General features: G+C 35.8%; 17 protein-coding genes and 1 rRNA gene. 4 read left to right on the top strand and 14 right to left on the bottom strand.

Annotated features, from left to right (window positions below):
- Together ADJ83_RS10510 and ADJ83_RS10505 are read right to left on the bottom strand one after the other, a co-directional pair.
- Positions 1 to 188: ribosomal RNA gene (locus tag ADJ83_RS10510) — 16S ribosomal RNA — on the bottom strand; the annotation flags it as partial.
- A gap of 275 nt (positions 189 to 463) precedes the next feature.
- A complete protein-coding gene (locus ADJ83_RS10505; RefSeq protein ID WP_031539638.1) occupies positions 464 to 697 on the bottom strand; it encodes a hypothetical protein in 234 nt (77 codons plus the stop codon).
- A 143-nt stretch (positions 698 to 840) separates the two neighbouring features.
- Here ADJ83_RS10505 and pdaB point away from each other — a divergent pair, with 143 nt between their 5' ends.
- Positions 841 to 1,590 carry a polysaccharide deacetylase family sporulation protein PdaB gene (pdaB, locus tag ADJ83_RS10500; RefSeq protein WP_031539636.1) on the top strand — a complete coding sequence of 250 codons (750 nt, stop codon included), beginning with the start codon at positions 841 to 843 and terminating at the stop codon, positions 1,588 to 1,590.
- A gap of 204 nt (positions 1,591 to 1,794) precedes the next feature.
- A complete protein-coding gene (gerD, locus tag ADJ83_RS10495) occupies positions 1,795 to 2,364 on the top strand; it encodes a spore germination lipoprotein GerD (RefSeq protein WP_031539633.1) in 570 nt (189 codons plus the stop codon).
- Positions 2,365 to 2,430: 66 nt separating this feature from the next.
- Here gerD and ADJ83_RS10490 read toward each other — a convergent pair whose 3' ends face one another.
- Together ADJ83_RS10490 and cwlD are read right to left on the bottom strand one after the other, a co-directional pair.
- Positions 2,431 to 3,486, bottom strand: a complete 1,056-nt coding sequence (locus ADJ83_RS10490) for an Mrp/NBP35 family ATP-binding protein (protein ID WP_031539630.1) — start codon at positions 3,484 to 3,486, stop codon at positions 2,431 to 2,433.
- A 254-nt stretch (positions 3,487 to 3,740) separates the two neighbouring features.
- Positions 3,741 to 4,460, bottom strand: a complete 720-nt coding sequence (gene cwlD, locus ADJ83_RS10485) for an N-acetylmuramoyl-L-alanine amidase CwlD (RefSeq protein WP_035416706.1) — start codon at positions 4,458 to 4,460, stop codon at positions 3,741 to 3,743.
- A 217-nt stretch (positions 4,461 to 4,677) separates the two neighbouring features.
- Between cwlD and ADJ83_RS10480 the strand changes: the two genes are divergently transcribed.
- Both ADJ83_RS10480 and ADJ83_RS10475 read left to right on the top strand, forming a co-directional pair.
- Positions 4,678 to 5,955: an MFS transporter gene (locus ADJ83_RS10480; protein WP_048717749.1), complete on the top strand. Its 1,278-nt coding sequence runs from the start codon at positions 4,678 to 4,680 to the stop codon at positions 5,953 to 5,955.
- Complete coding sequence (locus ADJ83_RS10475; RefSeq protein WP_031539625.1) at positions 5,909 to 6,520, top strand: TetR/AcrR family transcriptional regulator; 612 nt, start codon at positions 5,909 to 5,911, stop codon at positions 6,518 to 6,520. The genes ADJ83_RS10480 and ADJ83_RS10475 overlap by 47 nt, the downstream gene beginning before the upstream one ends.
- A gap of 38 nt (positions 6,521 to 6,558) precedes the next feature.
- On the opposite strand, the gene ADJ83_RS10470 is transcribed toward ADJ83_RS10475, so the two are convergent.
- The 10 genes from ADJ83_RS10470 to rpsI all read right to left on the bottom strand — a co-directional run.
- Complete coding sequence (locus ADJ83_RS10470) at positions 6,559 to 6,999, bottom strand: DUF2521 family protein (protein ID WP_031539622.1); 441 nt, start codon at positions 6,997 to 6,999, stop codon at positions 6,559 to 6,561.
- Positions 7,000 to 7,306: 307 nt separating this feature from the next.
- Positions 7,307 to 8,572, bottom strand: coding sequence for a glutamate-5-semialdehyde dehydrogenase (locus ADJ83_RS10465; RefSeq protein ID WP_031539619.1), 1,266 nt, complete (start codon positions 8,570 to 8,572; stop codon positions 7,307 to 7,309).
- A 17-nt stretch (positions 8,573 to 8,589) separates the two neighbouring features.
- Positions 8,590 to 9,717 carry a glutamate 5-kinase gene (proB, locus tag ADJ83_RS10460; protein ID WP_031539617.1) on the bottom strand — a complete coding sequence of 376 codons (1,128 nt, stop codon included), beginning with the start codon at positions 9,715 to 9,717 and terminating at the stop codon, positions 8,590 to 8,592.
- Between the two features lie 21 nt (positions 9,718 to 9,738).
- Positions 9,739 to 10,581, bottom strand: coding sequence for a pyrroline-5-carboxylate reductase (proC, locus tag ADJ83_RS10455; RefSeq protein ID WP_031539614.1), 843 nt, complete (start codon positions 10,579 to 10,581; stop codon positions 9,739 to 9,741).
- 364 nt (positions 10,582 to 10,945) lie between these two features.
- Positions 10,946 to 11,854: a sensor histidine kinase gene (locus tag ADJ83_RS10450; protein ID WP_031539612.1), complete on the bottom strand. Its 909-nt coding sequence runs from the start codon at positions 11,852 to 11,854 to the stop codon at positions 10,946 to 10,948.
- Positions 11,855 to 11,873: 19 nt separating this feature from the next.
- Positions 11,874 to 12,545, bottom strand: a complete 672-nt coding sequence (locus tag ADJ83_RS10445) for a response regulator transcription factor (protein ID WP_031539611.1) — start codon at positions 12,543 to 12,545, stop codon at positions 11,874 to 11,876.
- A gap of 10 nt (positions 12,546 to 12,555) precedes the next feature.
- Positions 12,556 to 13,335, bottom strand: coding sequence for an ABC transporter permease (locus ADJ83_RS10440; RefSeq protein WP_031539609.1), 780 nt, complete (start codon positions 13,333 to 13,335; stop codon positions 12,556 to 12,558).
- Positions 13,328 to 14,245, bottom strand: a complete 918-nt coding sequence (locus ADJ83_RS10435; RefSeq protein ID WP_031539606.1) for an ATP-binding cassette domain-containing protein — start codon at positions 14,243 to 14,245, stop codon at positions 13,328 to 13,330. Before ADJ83_RS10435 ends, ADJ83_RS10440 begins: the two co-directional genes overlap by 8 nt.
- 314 nt (positions 14,246 to 14,559) lie before the next feature.
- On the bottom strand, positions 14,560 to 15,288 hold the full coding sequence (locus ADJ83_RS10430) for a hypothetical protein (protein ID WP_031539605.1): 729 nt from the start codon (positions 15,286 to 15,288) through the stop codon (positions 14,560 to 14,562).
- Between the two features lie 389 nt (positions 15,289 to 15,677).
- On the bottom strand, positions 15,678 to 15,744 hold a 67-nt coding region (rpsI, locus tag ADJ83_RS24840), incomplete at its 5' end, for a 30S ribosomal protein S9 (protein ID WP_003265349.1).

The following is a 15,744-nucleotide window of genomic DNA, read 5'->3' as shown; positions in this document are numbered from 1 at the left end:
GTAGAAAAGGATTATCCGGTATTAGCTCCGGTTTCCCGAAGTTATCCCAGTCTTACAGGCAGGTTGCCCACGTGTTACTCACCCGTCCGCCGCTAACTTTAAAAGCAAGCTTTTAAAGTCCGCTCGACTTGCATGTATTAGGCACGCCGCCAGCGTTCGTCCTGAGCCAGGATCAAACTCTCCAATAAAGAGTTGATTAGCTCATTGCTAAACTCTAGCTTTTTATTACTTATTGTCATTCTATAACATTCGTTATAAAACGATTATTGTTGACGTTTGTTTGTTCAGTTTTCAAAGAGCAATTTACTTAGCCGCTCAATAAGCGACTTTATTAATTTAACACATTCTCTTTCAGGAGTCAACAACTTTTTAAAATTTATTTTTTCGTTGTTTCCGCTCCTGTCGAAGTGACTTTTACTAATATACCAAGATAAATAAAAATCGTCAACTGTTTTTTATGATTTTATATTTTTTCATCTAACATCTTATTTTCCGACAGGATATAAGCTAAACAATCCTTCGGGGCTGCAACTCTTTTTAACAAAGAAAACAAATCCTTATATCTTTCTATCATTGCTTTTTTAACAGAGAGATCAATTCTTTTATCTCCCAAATCCAGTAGTATTTCATCTAATTCCCTTTTAATTAGATATTCAATCTCTTTTACTTCTATTTTATTTAATAATAAACCAATCATTACTGTCCCTCCTGATGCATAGCCTTATTTTAGTCTCTGTATTATGTACTAGTTTTCCTTTTTTTATAAAAATTTTTGTAATTAATTTTACTTTTCCTACATAAGAATGAGACGAGCAGTAAAGTGGACGAGGTGACAAACAGATGAATTTCTTTTATGTGCTGAACAGTAAATCCGTAAAGCAATTCGCATTAATTCTTGTAGTATCCTTCTTTACAGCCTGGTTTTTGTATGTTGAAAATATTGTCCAGATCCCTGTGTTTTCCTCCAAGGATGGACCTAAGGCTGTATATAAAGGAGAAAAGGGAGTCGCCCTAACCTTTAACATTGGATGGGGAGACAAAAAAGCAGAACCTATTCTTGATATTTTGAAAGAAAAGAAAGTTAACGCAACGTTTTTCCTGGCAGGTTCATGGGCAGAAAGACACCCTGAACTAGTAAACAGAATGGTAAAAGAAGGTCATGAGATTGGAATTTTAGGCTATGACTATGTAGATTATTCAGAGGTAAAAGAAGAAAAAATAAGGCAAGATTTATCGAAAGCCAAAACTGCATTTGAAAAATTAAAGATCGATAATATCGCGCTCTCCCGCGCTCCAACTGGTCATTTTAATCAATCTGCTTTAACCATTGCAGATCAATACGATTATACTTTAGTTCACTGGAGCATTGATTCAAAGGATTGGACAAATCCTGGAACAACACAAATTATTAAGAAGGCAGGATCTGCTAAAAAAGGAGATATCGTATTATTGCACGCTTCTGATTCAGCGAAGCAAACCGCAAATGCTCTTCCTGAAATTATAAAGAAATTACAAAAAAAGAATTTAGAATTTGTTACTGTTTCAGAGATGATTTCTAATGCTGACTCCAAGTCAAAAGAAGTACATTAACGCATTAAGCTGTTTCTATAAAGTTAAACGATTTACAGTAACTAACTTACTTTAGATAGTTACTCAAAAAACTCGGGTAACTTTTTTACAGAAACAGTTTTTTCTTTTTCCATATACCAATATCTTTTCCTTTACATTAGGAATAAAAAATAAAAAAGAATCCATTCTACTTAATAGATATCTTTAACGAAAGAGGTAATTGTCATGCTAAAAAAAGGGATTACCCTCCTACTAATCATTTCTTTATTAAGTGGATGTTCAGATAGTGAAAGTTCTCAACAAATGGACTATGACCAAACAAAGAAAATGGTTGTAGATATTTTGAAAACGGATGATGGGAAAAAGGCGATAAGAGAAGTAATGGATGACGAAGAGATAAAACAAAATTTAGTAATGAATGAAAAAGCAGTAACAAGCACGATAGAAAAAACACTGGTTTCCGAAAAAGCGGCTGACTTCTGGAAGAAAGAGTTCCAAGATCCTGAGTTTGCTGAAACAATGGCAAAAAGTATGAAGACGGAAAACGAAAAATTGATAAAAAATCTAATGAAGGATTCTGAATATCGGAAAATGATGGTCGAGTTATTACAAGACCCTTCCTTAGAAACAGAAATGAAAAACATTTTGAAAAGTACAGAATACAGAGAGCATATCAAACAAATACTACAAGAAACAATGGAAACACCTGAATTTAAGTCTAAGTTTAAAGAAATGCTTGATAAAGCAGCCAAAGAAGCCTCTTCCTCCTTCATTTCCGAAAAACATAAAATTTAAAATAAGGTACCTTCATCGAGGAATATACGTTCCTTTTGAAGGTACCTTTTTCAATCTTTTTTGTAATCAGCTTTCAACTTTATTCCCTGATTTCTCTAGCACTCCTATTATTCGTTCAGCGATTTCTTGATATTTTCCGCCAATAGGATGTTTTTCTTGATAGACAGATGGAGCAAAATCCTCTTCATTCCAATCGGGCTGTCCTAATGGCAGCTCTCCTAAAATTGGAACTTCCAAATCATTAGCTAATTTCTTACCTCCACCTTTGCCAAATACATACTCTTTTTCCCCTGTTAGGCTACTTTCAAAATACGACATATTTTCAATAACTCCGAGGATTTCATGATTTGTTTTCATGGCCATAGCACCTGCACGAGCTGCGACAAAAGCTGCAGTTGGATGGGGAGTAGTAACGATTATTTCTTTACTTGTAGGAAGCATGGTGTGAACATCTAGCGCAACATCGCCTGTTCCAGGTGGTAAATCTAATAATAGATAATCTAGTTCTCCCCACTCTACTTCTTCTAAGAAGCTTGTTAGCATTTTGCCAAGCATAGGACCTCTCCATATAATTGGTGTATTATCCTCTACAAAGAATCCCATAGAAATAACTTTTACCCCAAATCGCTCGACTGGAATGATTCGTTCCTTTATTACTTCAGGTCTTTTGGTGATACCCATCATATCTGGAACACTGAAACCATATATATCCGCATCCAACAATCCAACTTTTTTCCCTAATCTAGCTAATGAAACCGCTAAATTGACAGAAACGGTAGATTTCCCTACCCCCCCTTTGCCACTGGCAACAGCAATATAAGTAGGCTTTTTCTCCGTAGCTTCTGATTCCTTCCATACTTCCGCAACGAGTGCGCTTGATAGTTCCGCAAATCGTAATCCTACACTTTTTACCCCCTTTTCCTTAAGCGCACTAACGATTTCATTTTGCAACTCTATTTGATAAGCAGAACCAAGCTTTGCAACGGCGACCTTTAAACTTGCATGTTCTTTTTCTTCATTCCATTTAACATCTTTCACTGCGCCTAATTCTAGCAATGATTTATGTAAAAAAGGATCGATCATATTCTCCACTATCTTCTCGATTTCTTCTTTTGTTATCATGACACAATCCCCTCTCCTGTTTTACTAACAGTATAGCATAAATTCAGATATCGTTTACATTCTGAAAATTCTAACGCTCAATAAAATAATACGAACCATTTAAACTTTCCGTTAAGTCGACTTCCCACCTACATTACTCATTTATCACAGTAAGTGGTGAGCACCGTACTAGTCGTTAAGAGCGGGAAAAAGAGATTTATTTCCCGGGAATATGAATTAATAGGCATAAATAAGAATAGAGACGTAATTAGTCTCTATTCTTCTACTTCCAATTCCTCTTCATTCGTAAAATAACGATTTACTCCTTTATAGATGGACGCTGCGATTTTTTCTTGATAATCTTCCTGCATAAGATTCGCCTTTTCTTGTGGATTTGATAAGAAACCTACCTCTACTAGTACTCCTTGTTTCTCTGCATATTTTAGTATGTATACACTCTCTAGCGGTTTAGCCTTTCGAGTTGTATTCTCTAAATTATCAATTAACTCATCTTGAATGAATTTAGCCGCTCTAGCATTCCCTTCCAATTGAGCTGAATAAAAAGTTTGTGCTCCACTCCATTTTGATGAAGGTATTGCATTTAAATGAACACTCAAAAATAAATCTGCATCCGATTTATTGATGATATTGATTCTCTCCTTTAAATCCTCCACTTTTCTATTACGATATCCTTTTGTACTTTCACTCGCTAAATCCTTATCTTCTTCTCTCGTCATAATTACTAAGGCACCTTGCTCCTGTAAATAATCACGAAGCTTTAAAGAGACCTTTAATGCGATATCCTTTTCCAATACTTCGTCATCTCCCGCACCACCATCTGGCCCTCCATGTCCCGGATCGATAACAATCACTTTTCCGGTCAATGGTAAATTCCAGGCATCCCATGAATCATCATTTGAGAAATCGAATTGTAATATAAAGAAAAGAAGTGCTAACCCCATGATATATATGCTTATCTTCCACTTTTTACTCACAGTCTCCCTCATTCCCCCTATGCCCGTCCTTATTCTTACTATATGGGGGAACAAGAAATTTTAGAACAGCAAGTCCTCTTGCTTCCTAGATTACTTCGACCATATTAACTACAAAAAAATACCTATTTTTCATTATAGGTATTGATTAAACGACATAGGTGTCGTTATAATACATATATAAACGACATCAATGTCACTTTAAAAAGGAGGAATTTTTATGCTTTCTGGATTATTAAAAACGAACGGATTTAAAAGCCTTATAGCAGCTCAGATTATTTCAGGTTTAGGTGATTGGTTAAGTATTATAGCTATTATGACAATGGTTGGACTAAAATGGAATGCCACTCCAATCGAAGTATCTCTTATTATGTTATGTCTTGCCTTACCCATGGTCTTTCTTGGACCTATAGCTGGTGCTTTTGCTGATCGTTTTAATCGCAAGCTATTAATGATTTTATCTGACCTTATTCGAGCAGGACTGATTTTATTATTGGCCACCGCAGATAGTATCCTCACCGTCTATATCTGCTTATTGGCAATTGGAACCATATCCACTATCTTTATCCCTTCAAAAAACGGGAAACTAAAAGAATTAGTAGACAATCACCATATAAAAAGTGCTATTTCCATTACCACAATGATTGATTCTGGCACCAAAATATTAGGACCATTATTAAGTGGGATGTTAGTTTCATTCTTAGAGGTAAAAACCATTTTCTATCTCGATTCTTTCTCCTTTCTTTTCTCCGCATTGTTACTCCTATTCCTTCCAAAGGAAAAGTCTCGAGTAACTACTGTCTCTACTGAAATTAAAAAGGGGATTAAACCTTCTTTTAGGAAAGATTTAGCGATAGGGATAAAATTCATTACATCCAATCTTTTCATGTTAACAGGAATGATCTTTTTAGGTCTGAGCCTCCTTATCTTACAACTGGCAGATTCACAACTCATCATTCTAATAAGAGAGCTTGAACTAGCCTCCAGTAATTTATTTGGCTATATTGTAACAGCGTCTGGAACAGGGATGTTTTTATCTGGCTATATTCTTGCTAAAAAAACAGATTATCAACCTTTTATATCTATGCTTTTTGGTGTTTGTGGAATTGGGATTAGTTTTGGTATGATGTCTTTATTCACTTATTTCAACGTTAGTCATCCTAATCTATGGGGTTCAGCATTCGGATTTCTTGGTGGATTCACTGCGACGTATGTTTTAGTTCCCTACCAAGCATACATTCAAGCCATTACACCTGTGCAACTTACCGGAAGAGTCTTTGGTGTCATTAATAGCGTTACGACTACTGCCACTATTATCGGCCCATTGCTTGGAGGATGGCTATCCACTATTTTAGGAGTCTATATAACATTTCTGGTAAGTGCATGCTTGTTAATTTTGGCAGCTATTATTGGATGGGTAACTAGAAATAGATTAGATCGGGGGGAGAAAATTGACTCCAAAAGTCAGTCAAAAGCATCTGGAACAGCGACGAGCTAATATCCTTAAAGCAGCTAAGAATGTCTTTATTGAACATGGATATGAAAAAACGACAATGAGACACGTAATGGAGGAAGCCGGTGTTAGCAGAGGTGGTTTATACCAATATTTCTCCAATAAAGAAGACTTATTCGAAGCCATTTTAGCAGAAAACCTATCTTCCGAAGTAATAAATTTGGAAGAACTACTACACACAGAAATAGAATCTTATTGGCAGTTACTTTTATCCTATATTATCGATGAAAGTCCTGCATCAGAAAATGAAATCGATCCTTTAGCACCGAGTATTTTAGAGTTTTTTGTTACAGGAAGGAATGATATTAGGAGAAGAGAATACGCCAAAAAAAGATATGAGCTTGCCTTGAAGCTTTATGAAGAAATTATTAAAGCAGGACAGAAAAAGGGAGAATTTAATCAAAACTTTAATAGTAAAACTATCGCGCAATCCATTATTACTTTTACTGATGGACTTGCACTTGATTATGCTATACTCCCACCTAAAGATGTAAATCTTAAAGAACAAGCCACGCTTTTTGTAGAGTATCTGAAAATACTTTTAAAATAATATCCACCATAAGATAAAAGGTGGCAGTACTGCCACCTTTAATGAAGCCTAAGCTTTCTTCTTTTATTTGCTTTCTGAACTCCTTCTAACCACCATTCATCCACGAATTGTTCACATAAGTAGTAAAGTGATTCATTTTTATTGCTTTCCTCACTTCCCCAATAAAGTAGAAAGTGGTAAAGTGTTTGCTTTAAATGATTATCCTCTTCCTTGCATCTATTTTTTATAGCTTGAATATCTTCACCATATTCACTAAATTTACTGTAATTTGCTCCTAGCAGAAAGGCTTCTATCGCAACATCATAACAAGCCTCTTCTATTCCCTCATTCATTAAAACACTTGAAGTCAAGTTTGAGGAACCAAAATAGCGAGCTACCTTTTCTTTTAACTCTTTAATAGATATTTCCTTAAGAACGGCTCTTTCGTATTTTATTTGTTTTTCTCGTTTTTTTATATCAAAGCTTGTAATGACTGCCAATTGACTTCACCTCTTGGTGTTATTTTTCAACCAACAGGAAGGGACCATACTAGCCCAACAAGCCTTTTGCTATCCAATTGAAAGAATAGTTGCTATTTGAGTGTTTTCTTACCATTTTTCATCCAGTAAATACAAAGAAAACGTTCTATCCCTTGTTTATGTTTTCTTTATATAAAATAGGCTTTAGTTCTATATCACTTAGAGCTTGCCTTTTACTTAATGTGGTTTTGATATAAGCATAAATCACCTTATAATCATTAAAACCCTAAACATTATAGACAAAAAAACTCTCCCTTTCTAGATTTACCTATCTTATTTGCCCATTTCCACTCATCATATATTTTACCGTTGTTAGTGCAGGTAGCCCCATCGGTCCACGTGCATGAAGTTTCTGTGTAGAAATTCCAATCTCTGCACCAAATCCTAGCGCTCCTCCATCAGTAAATCTGGTGGATGCATTATGATAAAGGGCCGCCGCATCTGTTAACTGCATAAATTTCCTTGCCGTATGTTGATTCTCTGTAATAATCGCTTCAGAATGCTTCGTTCCATACCTATCAATATGCTCTATTGCCTCGTCTAGACTATTCACTATTTTTACGGCAATCTCTAAGCTTAAATACTCTTCAGCCCAATCCTTTTCTGTAGCCGGAATAACGCCTGGTAATTCCTTACAAGCCATTTCATCCCCATGAATGAGAATACCATTCGCTGCAAGTGTTTGAGCTAGCTCCAATTTATATTTAGCTAGAAATTCTTGATGGATAATCAATGTTTCAGCAGCATTACATACAGCAGGTCGATCCGTTTTCGCATTGACGATAATGTCGAGTGCTTTTTTCAAATCGGCTTCTTTGTCTACATAAAGATGGCAATTTCCTACACCTGTTTCTAGTACAGGAACAGTTGCATTTTCCACTACGGTTTGAATAAGGGATCCGCCTCCCCTTGGAATAAGTACATCTATATGCTCTTTCATCGTAAATAGTTGTTTTGTAGCATTTCGATCTGTTGAAGAAATAAATTGCACTGCTTCTTTTGGAATAGCCGATTTCTCCAAGGCCTTATGCATAACCTCAACAATTGCCATATTAGAATGAATAGCGGAAGATCCTCCCTTTAAAATGATGGCATTTCCTGACTTAAGCGCTAATCCCGTCGCATCGACTGTAACATTGGGACGAGCTTCATAGATCATTCCTATAACCCCAAGAGGAACACGTATTGTCTCCACTCTTAGGCCATTTTCTAACGTCCAGTTTGATAAAACATCCCCTACCGGATCTGGTAATTCTGCCACTACACGAAGCCCTTCGGCAAAATCCTTAATTCTACTTTCATTCAGAGTCAAGCGATCCATAAAGGCCTTCTCAAAACCACTCGCTTTGCCATTTTGTAAATCTTTTTCATTGGCTTCTAAAATAAAGGCTAGCTGCTTTACTAATTCGTCAGCAACAACATTTAGTGCTTCATTTTTTTCATTTGTGTTTAGAATACTTATTTTTTTCGCAGCCTTTTTCGCAGCGATTGCTTGCACTTCAACGATTTGATAATCTTCCACTATGGATGTCACTCATCTGCCTCCTCTTTTTATACAACTTCTGATGCTATATAGTTACGAGAATAAACAAAGGTTGATTGCTCAATTGCAATATTTTCCTTTTCTACCTTTTCTTTTAGCTCTAAATAAGAAAAGTTCACTCTACCTAATCCAATTTCCTCTTGATGTTCATCTACGATTCTCACAACGGCTCCTTGTTCAAAACGTCCATCCACCAGCACTATATTCTCAGCAAGTAAATCCTTATGTTTCTCAAGCATCTCTTCTTTCCCTGTAGTACTAACAACAATTTTTCCTTCAGGTCCAGAATGAAAAGCAATCCACTGTTGTTCGTCACATAAGTTATAGGCATTTTGCTTCTGTCTAAAATAAGTTCCTTTTGCTGTACCATTCACCGCATCCATTAAAATATTAGGCTTTCCTGCTCTTCCTAAAAAAGCGTCTATACCAGAAGCTAATGCGATTTTCATTGCAGCAATTTTAGATTTCATTCCACCTGTTCCTACTTCACTATCTGCTCCGCCTGCTGAAGACTCTATTTTAGAAGTAATGGTTTGAACCTCTTCTAACATCTTTGCTTGAGAATTCCTATGAGGATTATCGGTATACAATCCATCTACATCTGATAAGATAATGAGCTGGTCCCCATGAATGAGCGCTGCTACCTTAGCCGAAAGTGTATCATTGTCTCCAAATTTCAAACGATCAATAGTAACCGTATCATTTTCATTAATGATTGGAATAATTCCTCTATTCAATAATACATTTAATGTATTTTTCATATTGGTATATCGCTTTTCATCCGCAAAATCACCTCTAGTGATTAATATTTGCGAAGCAACATATCCATGAGATAAAAAGAGTTCTGAGTAAGATTCCATTAATAGACCTTGGCCGATAGATGCCGCCGCCTGTTTTTCTGGAAGCGAAGTTGGGCGTTTTATACACCCGAGTTTCCGATATCCAGCAGCTACCGCACCTGAGGAAACGACAGCCACTTCATAACCAGCATCCTTTAACTCCACAATTTGCTCTACTAATTTCTCGAGTTTTTTGCGGCTTATTTCTCCATGCATGCTAGTTAGGGAACTGCTTCCGATCTTAATTACAACTCTTTTTATCTGTTTATCTTGCTCTTGCCAATCCTCTGTTAACATTCTTTTCCTCCTATTTTTCCATTAAGAATTAATTTTTGCACCACCAAGCTCCACGCTTATCTCTTGGGATCGACTTGCTGCATGTTTGATTGCTTGGGATATGGCCTCTCCGCCTTTATAATCAGCTAAAGCTTTCAAGCCAGAGGCGGTTGTTCCATTTGGTGAAGTTACATTTTCTCTTAGGATAGTAGGTGATGTTCCTTTTTCCATTACCATTTTCGCTGCTCCATAAACGGTTTGTGACACGATTTCTCTAATTAGTTCTTTTGGCATCCCATATTGCAAACCAACAGACTCCATATGTTCCATCAAGTAATAAAAGTATGCTGGTCCACTTCCTGCAATTCCAGTAAAGAGGTCCATCTGCTCTTCTTCTATCACAAAAACTTTTCCTAAACATTGCAGCAACTCTTTTACCGCTTCGATGTTTTCTGGTTTGGTATGTTGCCCACTTGTTAAAGCTGTTGCCGATTGCTGTACCATACTTGAAGTATTTGGCATCACACGAATCACTTGCTGCCCTTCCTGTAAATGGTCTTCCATGAAAGTTGTTGTTATGCCAGCTAATACAGAAATTACTACTTGATTTGGATTTAGCTTATCCTTTAACGATTGAAATGCTTCTCTCGCTCCTTTCGGCTTCATCGCCAAAATAAACAAGTCAATCTCCCTGTATGGTAATTGTTCTTTTTGAACAGTTCTTACATCATATTTATTCGCTAATTCTTGTAAACGATTATTATTACTATTATTGGTTACAATTATTTGGTTGGAGGGAAGTTTCTCAGCTTGAATAGCTCCAGCGATCATTGCCTCTGCCATCGAGCCTGCCCCTATAAATGCTACTGTCTTTCCTTTTAACATCCACATCCTCCTATTTTTTCATTTTCATTCCACATTCACTCTGGAACATTTCTTATCGTAACATGCTCATATTTTGTTTCAAGGGGAGAGGGTCAATTGATGAGGATAAGGGCGAGATAGTGAAAATGATGTAACATTGATTACCTAAGTTCATCTAAAACGGGATAATCCTGTTTCTCGGCATGAGAAGAGGAATTACAGATATTAACCAAATTCTTGAGTGACACCATCTGACATATACTATCAAATATCGATTTTGCTTCTTTACTTGACGAATTTTATTTTTATAAAAAACGCCCAAAGAATTGAGAGTCTTCCCTATAAAAACTAATGACAATGCAAGGATACAAATCGATTGTTGCCTTTATTCTTCAATCCCATTAATAGGAAAATACATTTTAAGAATAAACCAATTATCTTGTAGCTCCGCTTCCATTTTCCCATTCATCTTTTCAACTAATTTTTTGGATAAATATAAACCTAATCCACTTGCTTCCGTGTTAGTTCTACTACTGACCTCTGTATAGAAACGCATAAAGACTTTTTCTATTGCAACTTTACTATCTCGTTTAATATCGTTTTTGATGCGTAAAACCAGAAAATCTTTTTCCATGCTATAGCTAATAACCGCTGTACTCTTGGCATAGCGAAGTATATTTTGAACGATATTATGAAGGACACGTGTCGCGATTAACTTGTCCGTAATAATTTTTCTGTCCTTTATTTCATCAGGAAATTGGAGTTCAATTTTCTTCTCCTCCAATTGCTCATAAAAGGATAAAAAGATTTCTTCCACTAAATGAGATAGAGAAATGGATGTTAGTACTATTTCTTTTTGATTTGTTTCAATACGGGCTAGGTCATAAAATTGTTCCGTCATTTCAATCAGTCGTTTTACAGACTGCTCGATAATCGCTACATAGTGTTTCCTCCGCATCTCATCATTCGTCGCATGTAAAAGTTGCACATAACCATTTATGGATGTGAGCGGTGTCCGTAAGTCGTGAGAGAGTCCTGCTATTGATAATTTCACATTTTCTTCCATTTGTTTCGCTAGACGATTCTTATCTTCAAACACATTAATCATTCGATTCAATTCATCTACTAACTCTAACAAAGTTTTTTCCCGGAAATCGAGAGAGAGTCTACTTCCAAAACTAGCACGAGCGGGAAGATTATGGACGTCCTGTTTCAACTTTCGCAGTTCTCTTTTTAAAAAGTAAAGATAAAAAAGAAGCGCCAATGTTAGGAAGAAAAATACCCAGCCCCACATAACATTCACACCTCCTTTGTTAGTCAAATTTGAAGCCTATGCCCCATATTGTTTTAATATAATGTGTATCTCTTAAGTTGAGCTTATTTCGTAAATTACTGATATGCATATTAATCGTTTTATCACTATCAAAGTATGGTTCATTCCAAACACTTTCATAAATATTGGCACGGCTAAATACCTTTTGAGGATTTTCTAAAAAAAGTAAAAGTATTGCATATTCACGTCCAGTAAGGTGAATAACTTGATCATTTAGTGTTACTTCACGTGTTTCCAAATCAATGCTGATGTTCTTGTATTGAATTTCTTTCTTATTATCCCAAGAATCCTTGATTGCATGACGTAACTGAATGTGAATCCTTGCAAGTAGCTCCTTCACATCAAATGGTTTTGTCATATAATCATCCGCTCCACTTGTCAAAAGCTCCAGCTTCGTATCTTGATCATTTTTAGCTGAAATCACTATTACAGGAATGTTTGTATTATGCCGAATTTGTTGAAGGAATTCTTCTCCATTCATTCCTGGAAGCATTAAATCTAATAAGATTAAATCCATTTGCGCTTGTTCGAATAGTAATTTCCCTTCAGTCCCTGAATATGCACTGAGTGTTTTAAAACCATTCAATTCCAACGCCTCTTTTATAAGTGAATGAATGGCCATATCGTCTTCCATGATTAATATCGTTACCATCTCTACCTACCTACTTTATGTCTGTTCGATTAAACAGAAGGATACCTATTATGGAGGTTAACACGATCGTGATGATACTAACTAATATCATCTCTGGGTATTTTGCAATATCTACTGGTTTTGCGAAATCGGAGTAAAACAAGAAGGATTCTGTAAACCAGAATGTTAATTGCTTAAAATGCTTGGTTTGCTGAAAAATCCCAGCTCCAAAACCTGTTGCTATCGTATAAAGGAAACTCCAAATTAGAGAAACTGCACTGTTTTTTGTTAAAAAACTAATCATGACATAGATAGATACGTTTGCCAAAATTAGAAAATAAAGTGTAAGGAAAGCTTTTATAGCAAACCAAAGGTAATTGCTAATTTCTGCCACCTCTCCAAAACCAAACACAGCAGAAAAGCCCATTATACCAAATACAGTCATTAAAATGACACCAACAAGGGTAAGCAGTGCAGCAACCGCCAATTTTGTCATATAATAATAGGTCCGACTTCGCCCTAAGGACAATGTATTTCGAATCGTCCCTTTTTGAAATTCTTCCCCAATAAAAAAACAAATAAAAGCACTCATAACGAGTAAAACGGTTAATCCGTTTTTCTCCATCATTAAAATTCCTGTCGCCCCATTGATCACTGTATCTTTAGTTTGATTTAGCTCTGCTCCATAATTCACGGAAATATTACTATTCACTACTTGCAAAATAGGAAGTAAAGATAAAATGCCTAGAACAATCCATAATTTTTTACTTCGAACTAACTTTATTTTTTCAGCTGTTAAGAGATTAAGCATGGATAGTTCCTCCTGTTAATTGTAAAAAATATTCTTCGAGCTTTTGTCTTGTTGTCCCTATTCTCGAAACATTCACATTAGCTAATACAAGCGAACGGTTAATAGAAGCTACTTCCTCTAAACGTTCATAAATATTAATCTCCGTTCCATTTACAACCTCATATTCCTTTATCCCCATTTCATCTAGCACAACAACTGCTTTATGAACCTCGGTTGTTTCTAATTCAATATATTGACGAGTTTCAGAAGCTAATTGCTCTCTTGAAAGCTCACTAATGAGTTTCCCCTTATGCAAAATCCCATAATGGGTAGCAATCTGTGATAGTTCATCAAGCAAATGGGAAGAAAGTAAGACTGTTATCCCTCGATCCTTCACCAAACGTTGTATGATTTCGCGCATCTCCACAATCCCTGATGGATCAAGACCGTTTGTCGGCTCGTCTAAAATTAAGAACTCAGGATTTGTAATCAGAGTCGATGCAATCGCTAAACGCTGGCGCATCCCTAATGAGAAATTCTTAACCTTCTTCTTCCCTGTATCTTCAAGACTCATCAAACGAAGTAAATGATCAATTTCGCGTTCACTTACCCCACCGTTTGCTGCTTGTACTCTCAGATTTTCTCGAGCTGTTAAGTCAGGATAAAGTGCTGGTGTTTCAATCGATTGACCCATTTTTCTTCTTGCATGTTGCAATCCCTTCGTGCTGCTTTCGCCAAATAGCTCAATGTCACCCTCATCAATTGAGATTAACCCCATAACAGTACGCATAAATGTCGATTTTCCCGCACCATTTTCCCCAATTAAACCGTATATCATCCCACGCTTAATTTCGATTGATACTTTATCAAGCGCTTTGTGTTTTCCATATATTTTTGAAACATTCATTGCTTTAAGAATTGTTTCTGTCATAACCATTCTTCCTTTCAATGTTGATTGATATAGAATAAGGGATAGATATAAATAATTTGCCTAGAAAAGTATAAAGAAAGTATAAAGAATGAGAACTAGCTCTAATTACATTGATTTTTAATATGTTTTTCAACACTTTTTTATTTTGCTCCGTTTTGCATTAAAAAAAGCGGACTAATCATTCTAGTCCACTTCTCCATTTAATTTTATACTACATCTGTATCTTTCTTTTTATAAATTATTCCTACCTTGCTTATTCCAATCAAAAAACTAAAATAACCTCTAAGACAAATATATTCAGGAACTTCGTCTCTCTATTTATCATACCTTAATTGAAAAAGCTCGTAATAACGTTCTTTTTCTAATCCTTCATATTCTAAATCAAAGTTAAACAACTCCAATGTTTCTTGATTCATTTCTCCCACATTAAATGGTACATCATGTTCCAGTGCTAGTTTCTTAATCGCAATCGTCTCTTCTAAACCAGTCTTCGTCAACATCGAAAAACGATACACTACTTCTTTTTGGTGACTCGGATAAAACGTCACTTCCCAAACAAACCTCATCTCGTCGGATGTATTAGATAAGCTTGCATAATGAACATAAGGTTCCAAATATACGCTTTCTATTTCATCATAAGGAATGATCTGCCTTTCACCCTTCCAGTTACTTGATACCAATCCCTTTTCTTCATGTACACCTCTATAATCAGAGAACATAAAATAATGGAAACCAATCAAGAAAATAATCGTTCCGATAATAATGGAATTTAATAGCCCTTTTCGCTTTAAATCCGGATAAAGAAATCGAGCACCAAATAGAAAAATCAAAATAACAACAAAGCCCCCGAGAGAAAATTCTCCTAACTTCCCAGACGAAGGTTCATAAAGGACAAATTTTTCATCTATAAATGTCGTTTCTTTTAAATCATCATAGAATATATTCAAATAAATTAGTACAGGGATGATAAAGAAGAAGAAGAGATAGTTGGCTATCCAGCGCTTTCCTTGCTGTTTAAATTTAGCCTTCGAAGTTCTGATCATTTGACCGCAAATATATAGAGGAACACTAATAATTCACAACACGATATTAGCAAAGATAATATCCTGAGGAAAAGCGATTGCACAGAAAAGACCCAATAATAAACTAAAAGCTATAATGACTATCCCAACAAATTTCCTCATGTTATCCCTCCACTTTAACGATAATGGTTATCTTCTTTACACATAGGTACTTACAACCTAAATTCCATTTCTTTTTATACGTCGTACCATATAAATGGTTTCATTTTGTTACATCAACATATTGCGGCAAGTTCCAAAAGTATCTTGAACCATAAATGATAATGCCTAAAATGGGAACAAAAGAAACTTTATTACATAAAAAAAGACCCTCTCCATAAATATGGAAAGAGCCTTTGAAACGCCACAAATTAACGTTTTGAGAACTGAGGTGCACGACGAGCGCCTTTAAGACCGTATTTTTTACGTTCTTTCATA

The sequence above is a fragment of the Bacillus sp. 522_BSPC genome, from assembly GCF_001076885.1.
Classification (GTDB): Bacteria; Bacillota; Bacilli; order Bacillales; family Cytobacillaceae; genus Niallia; species Niallia hominis.
Note: the sequence above shows the minus strand (reverse complement) of the source record. Positions and strands in the feature narration are given on the sequence as shown.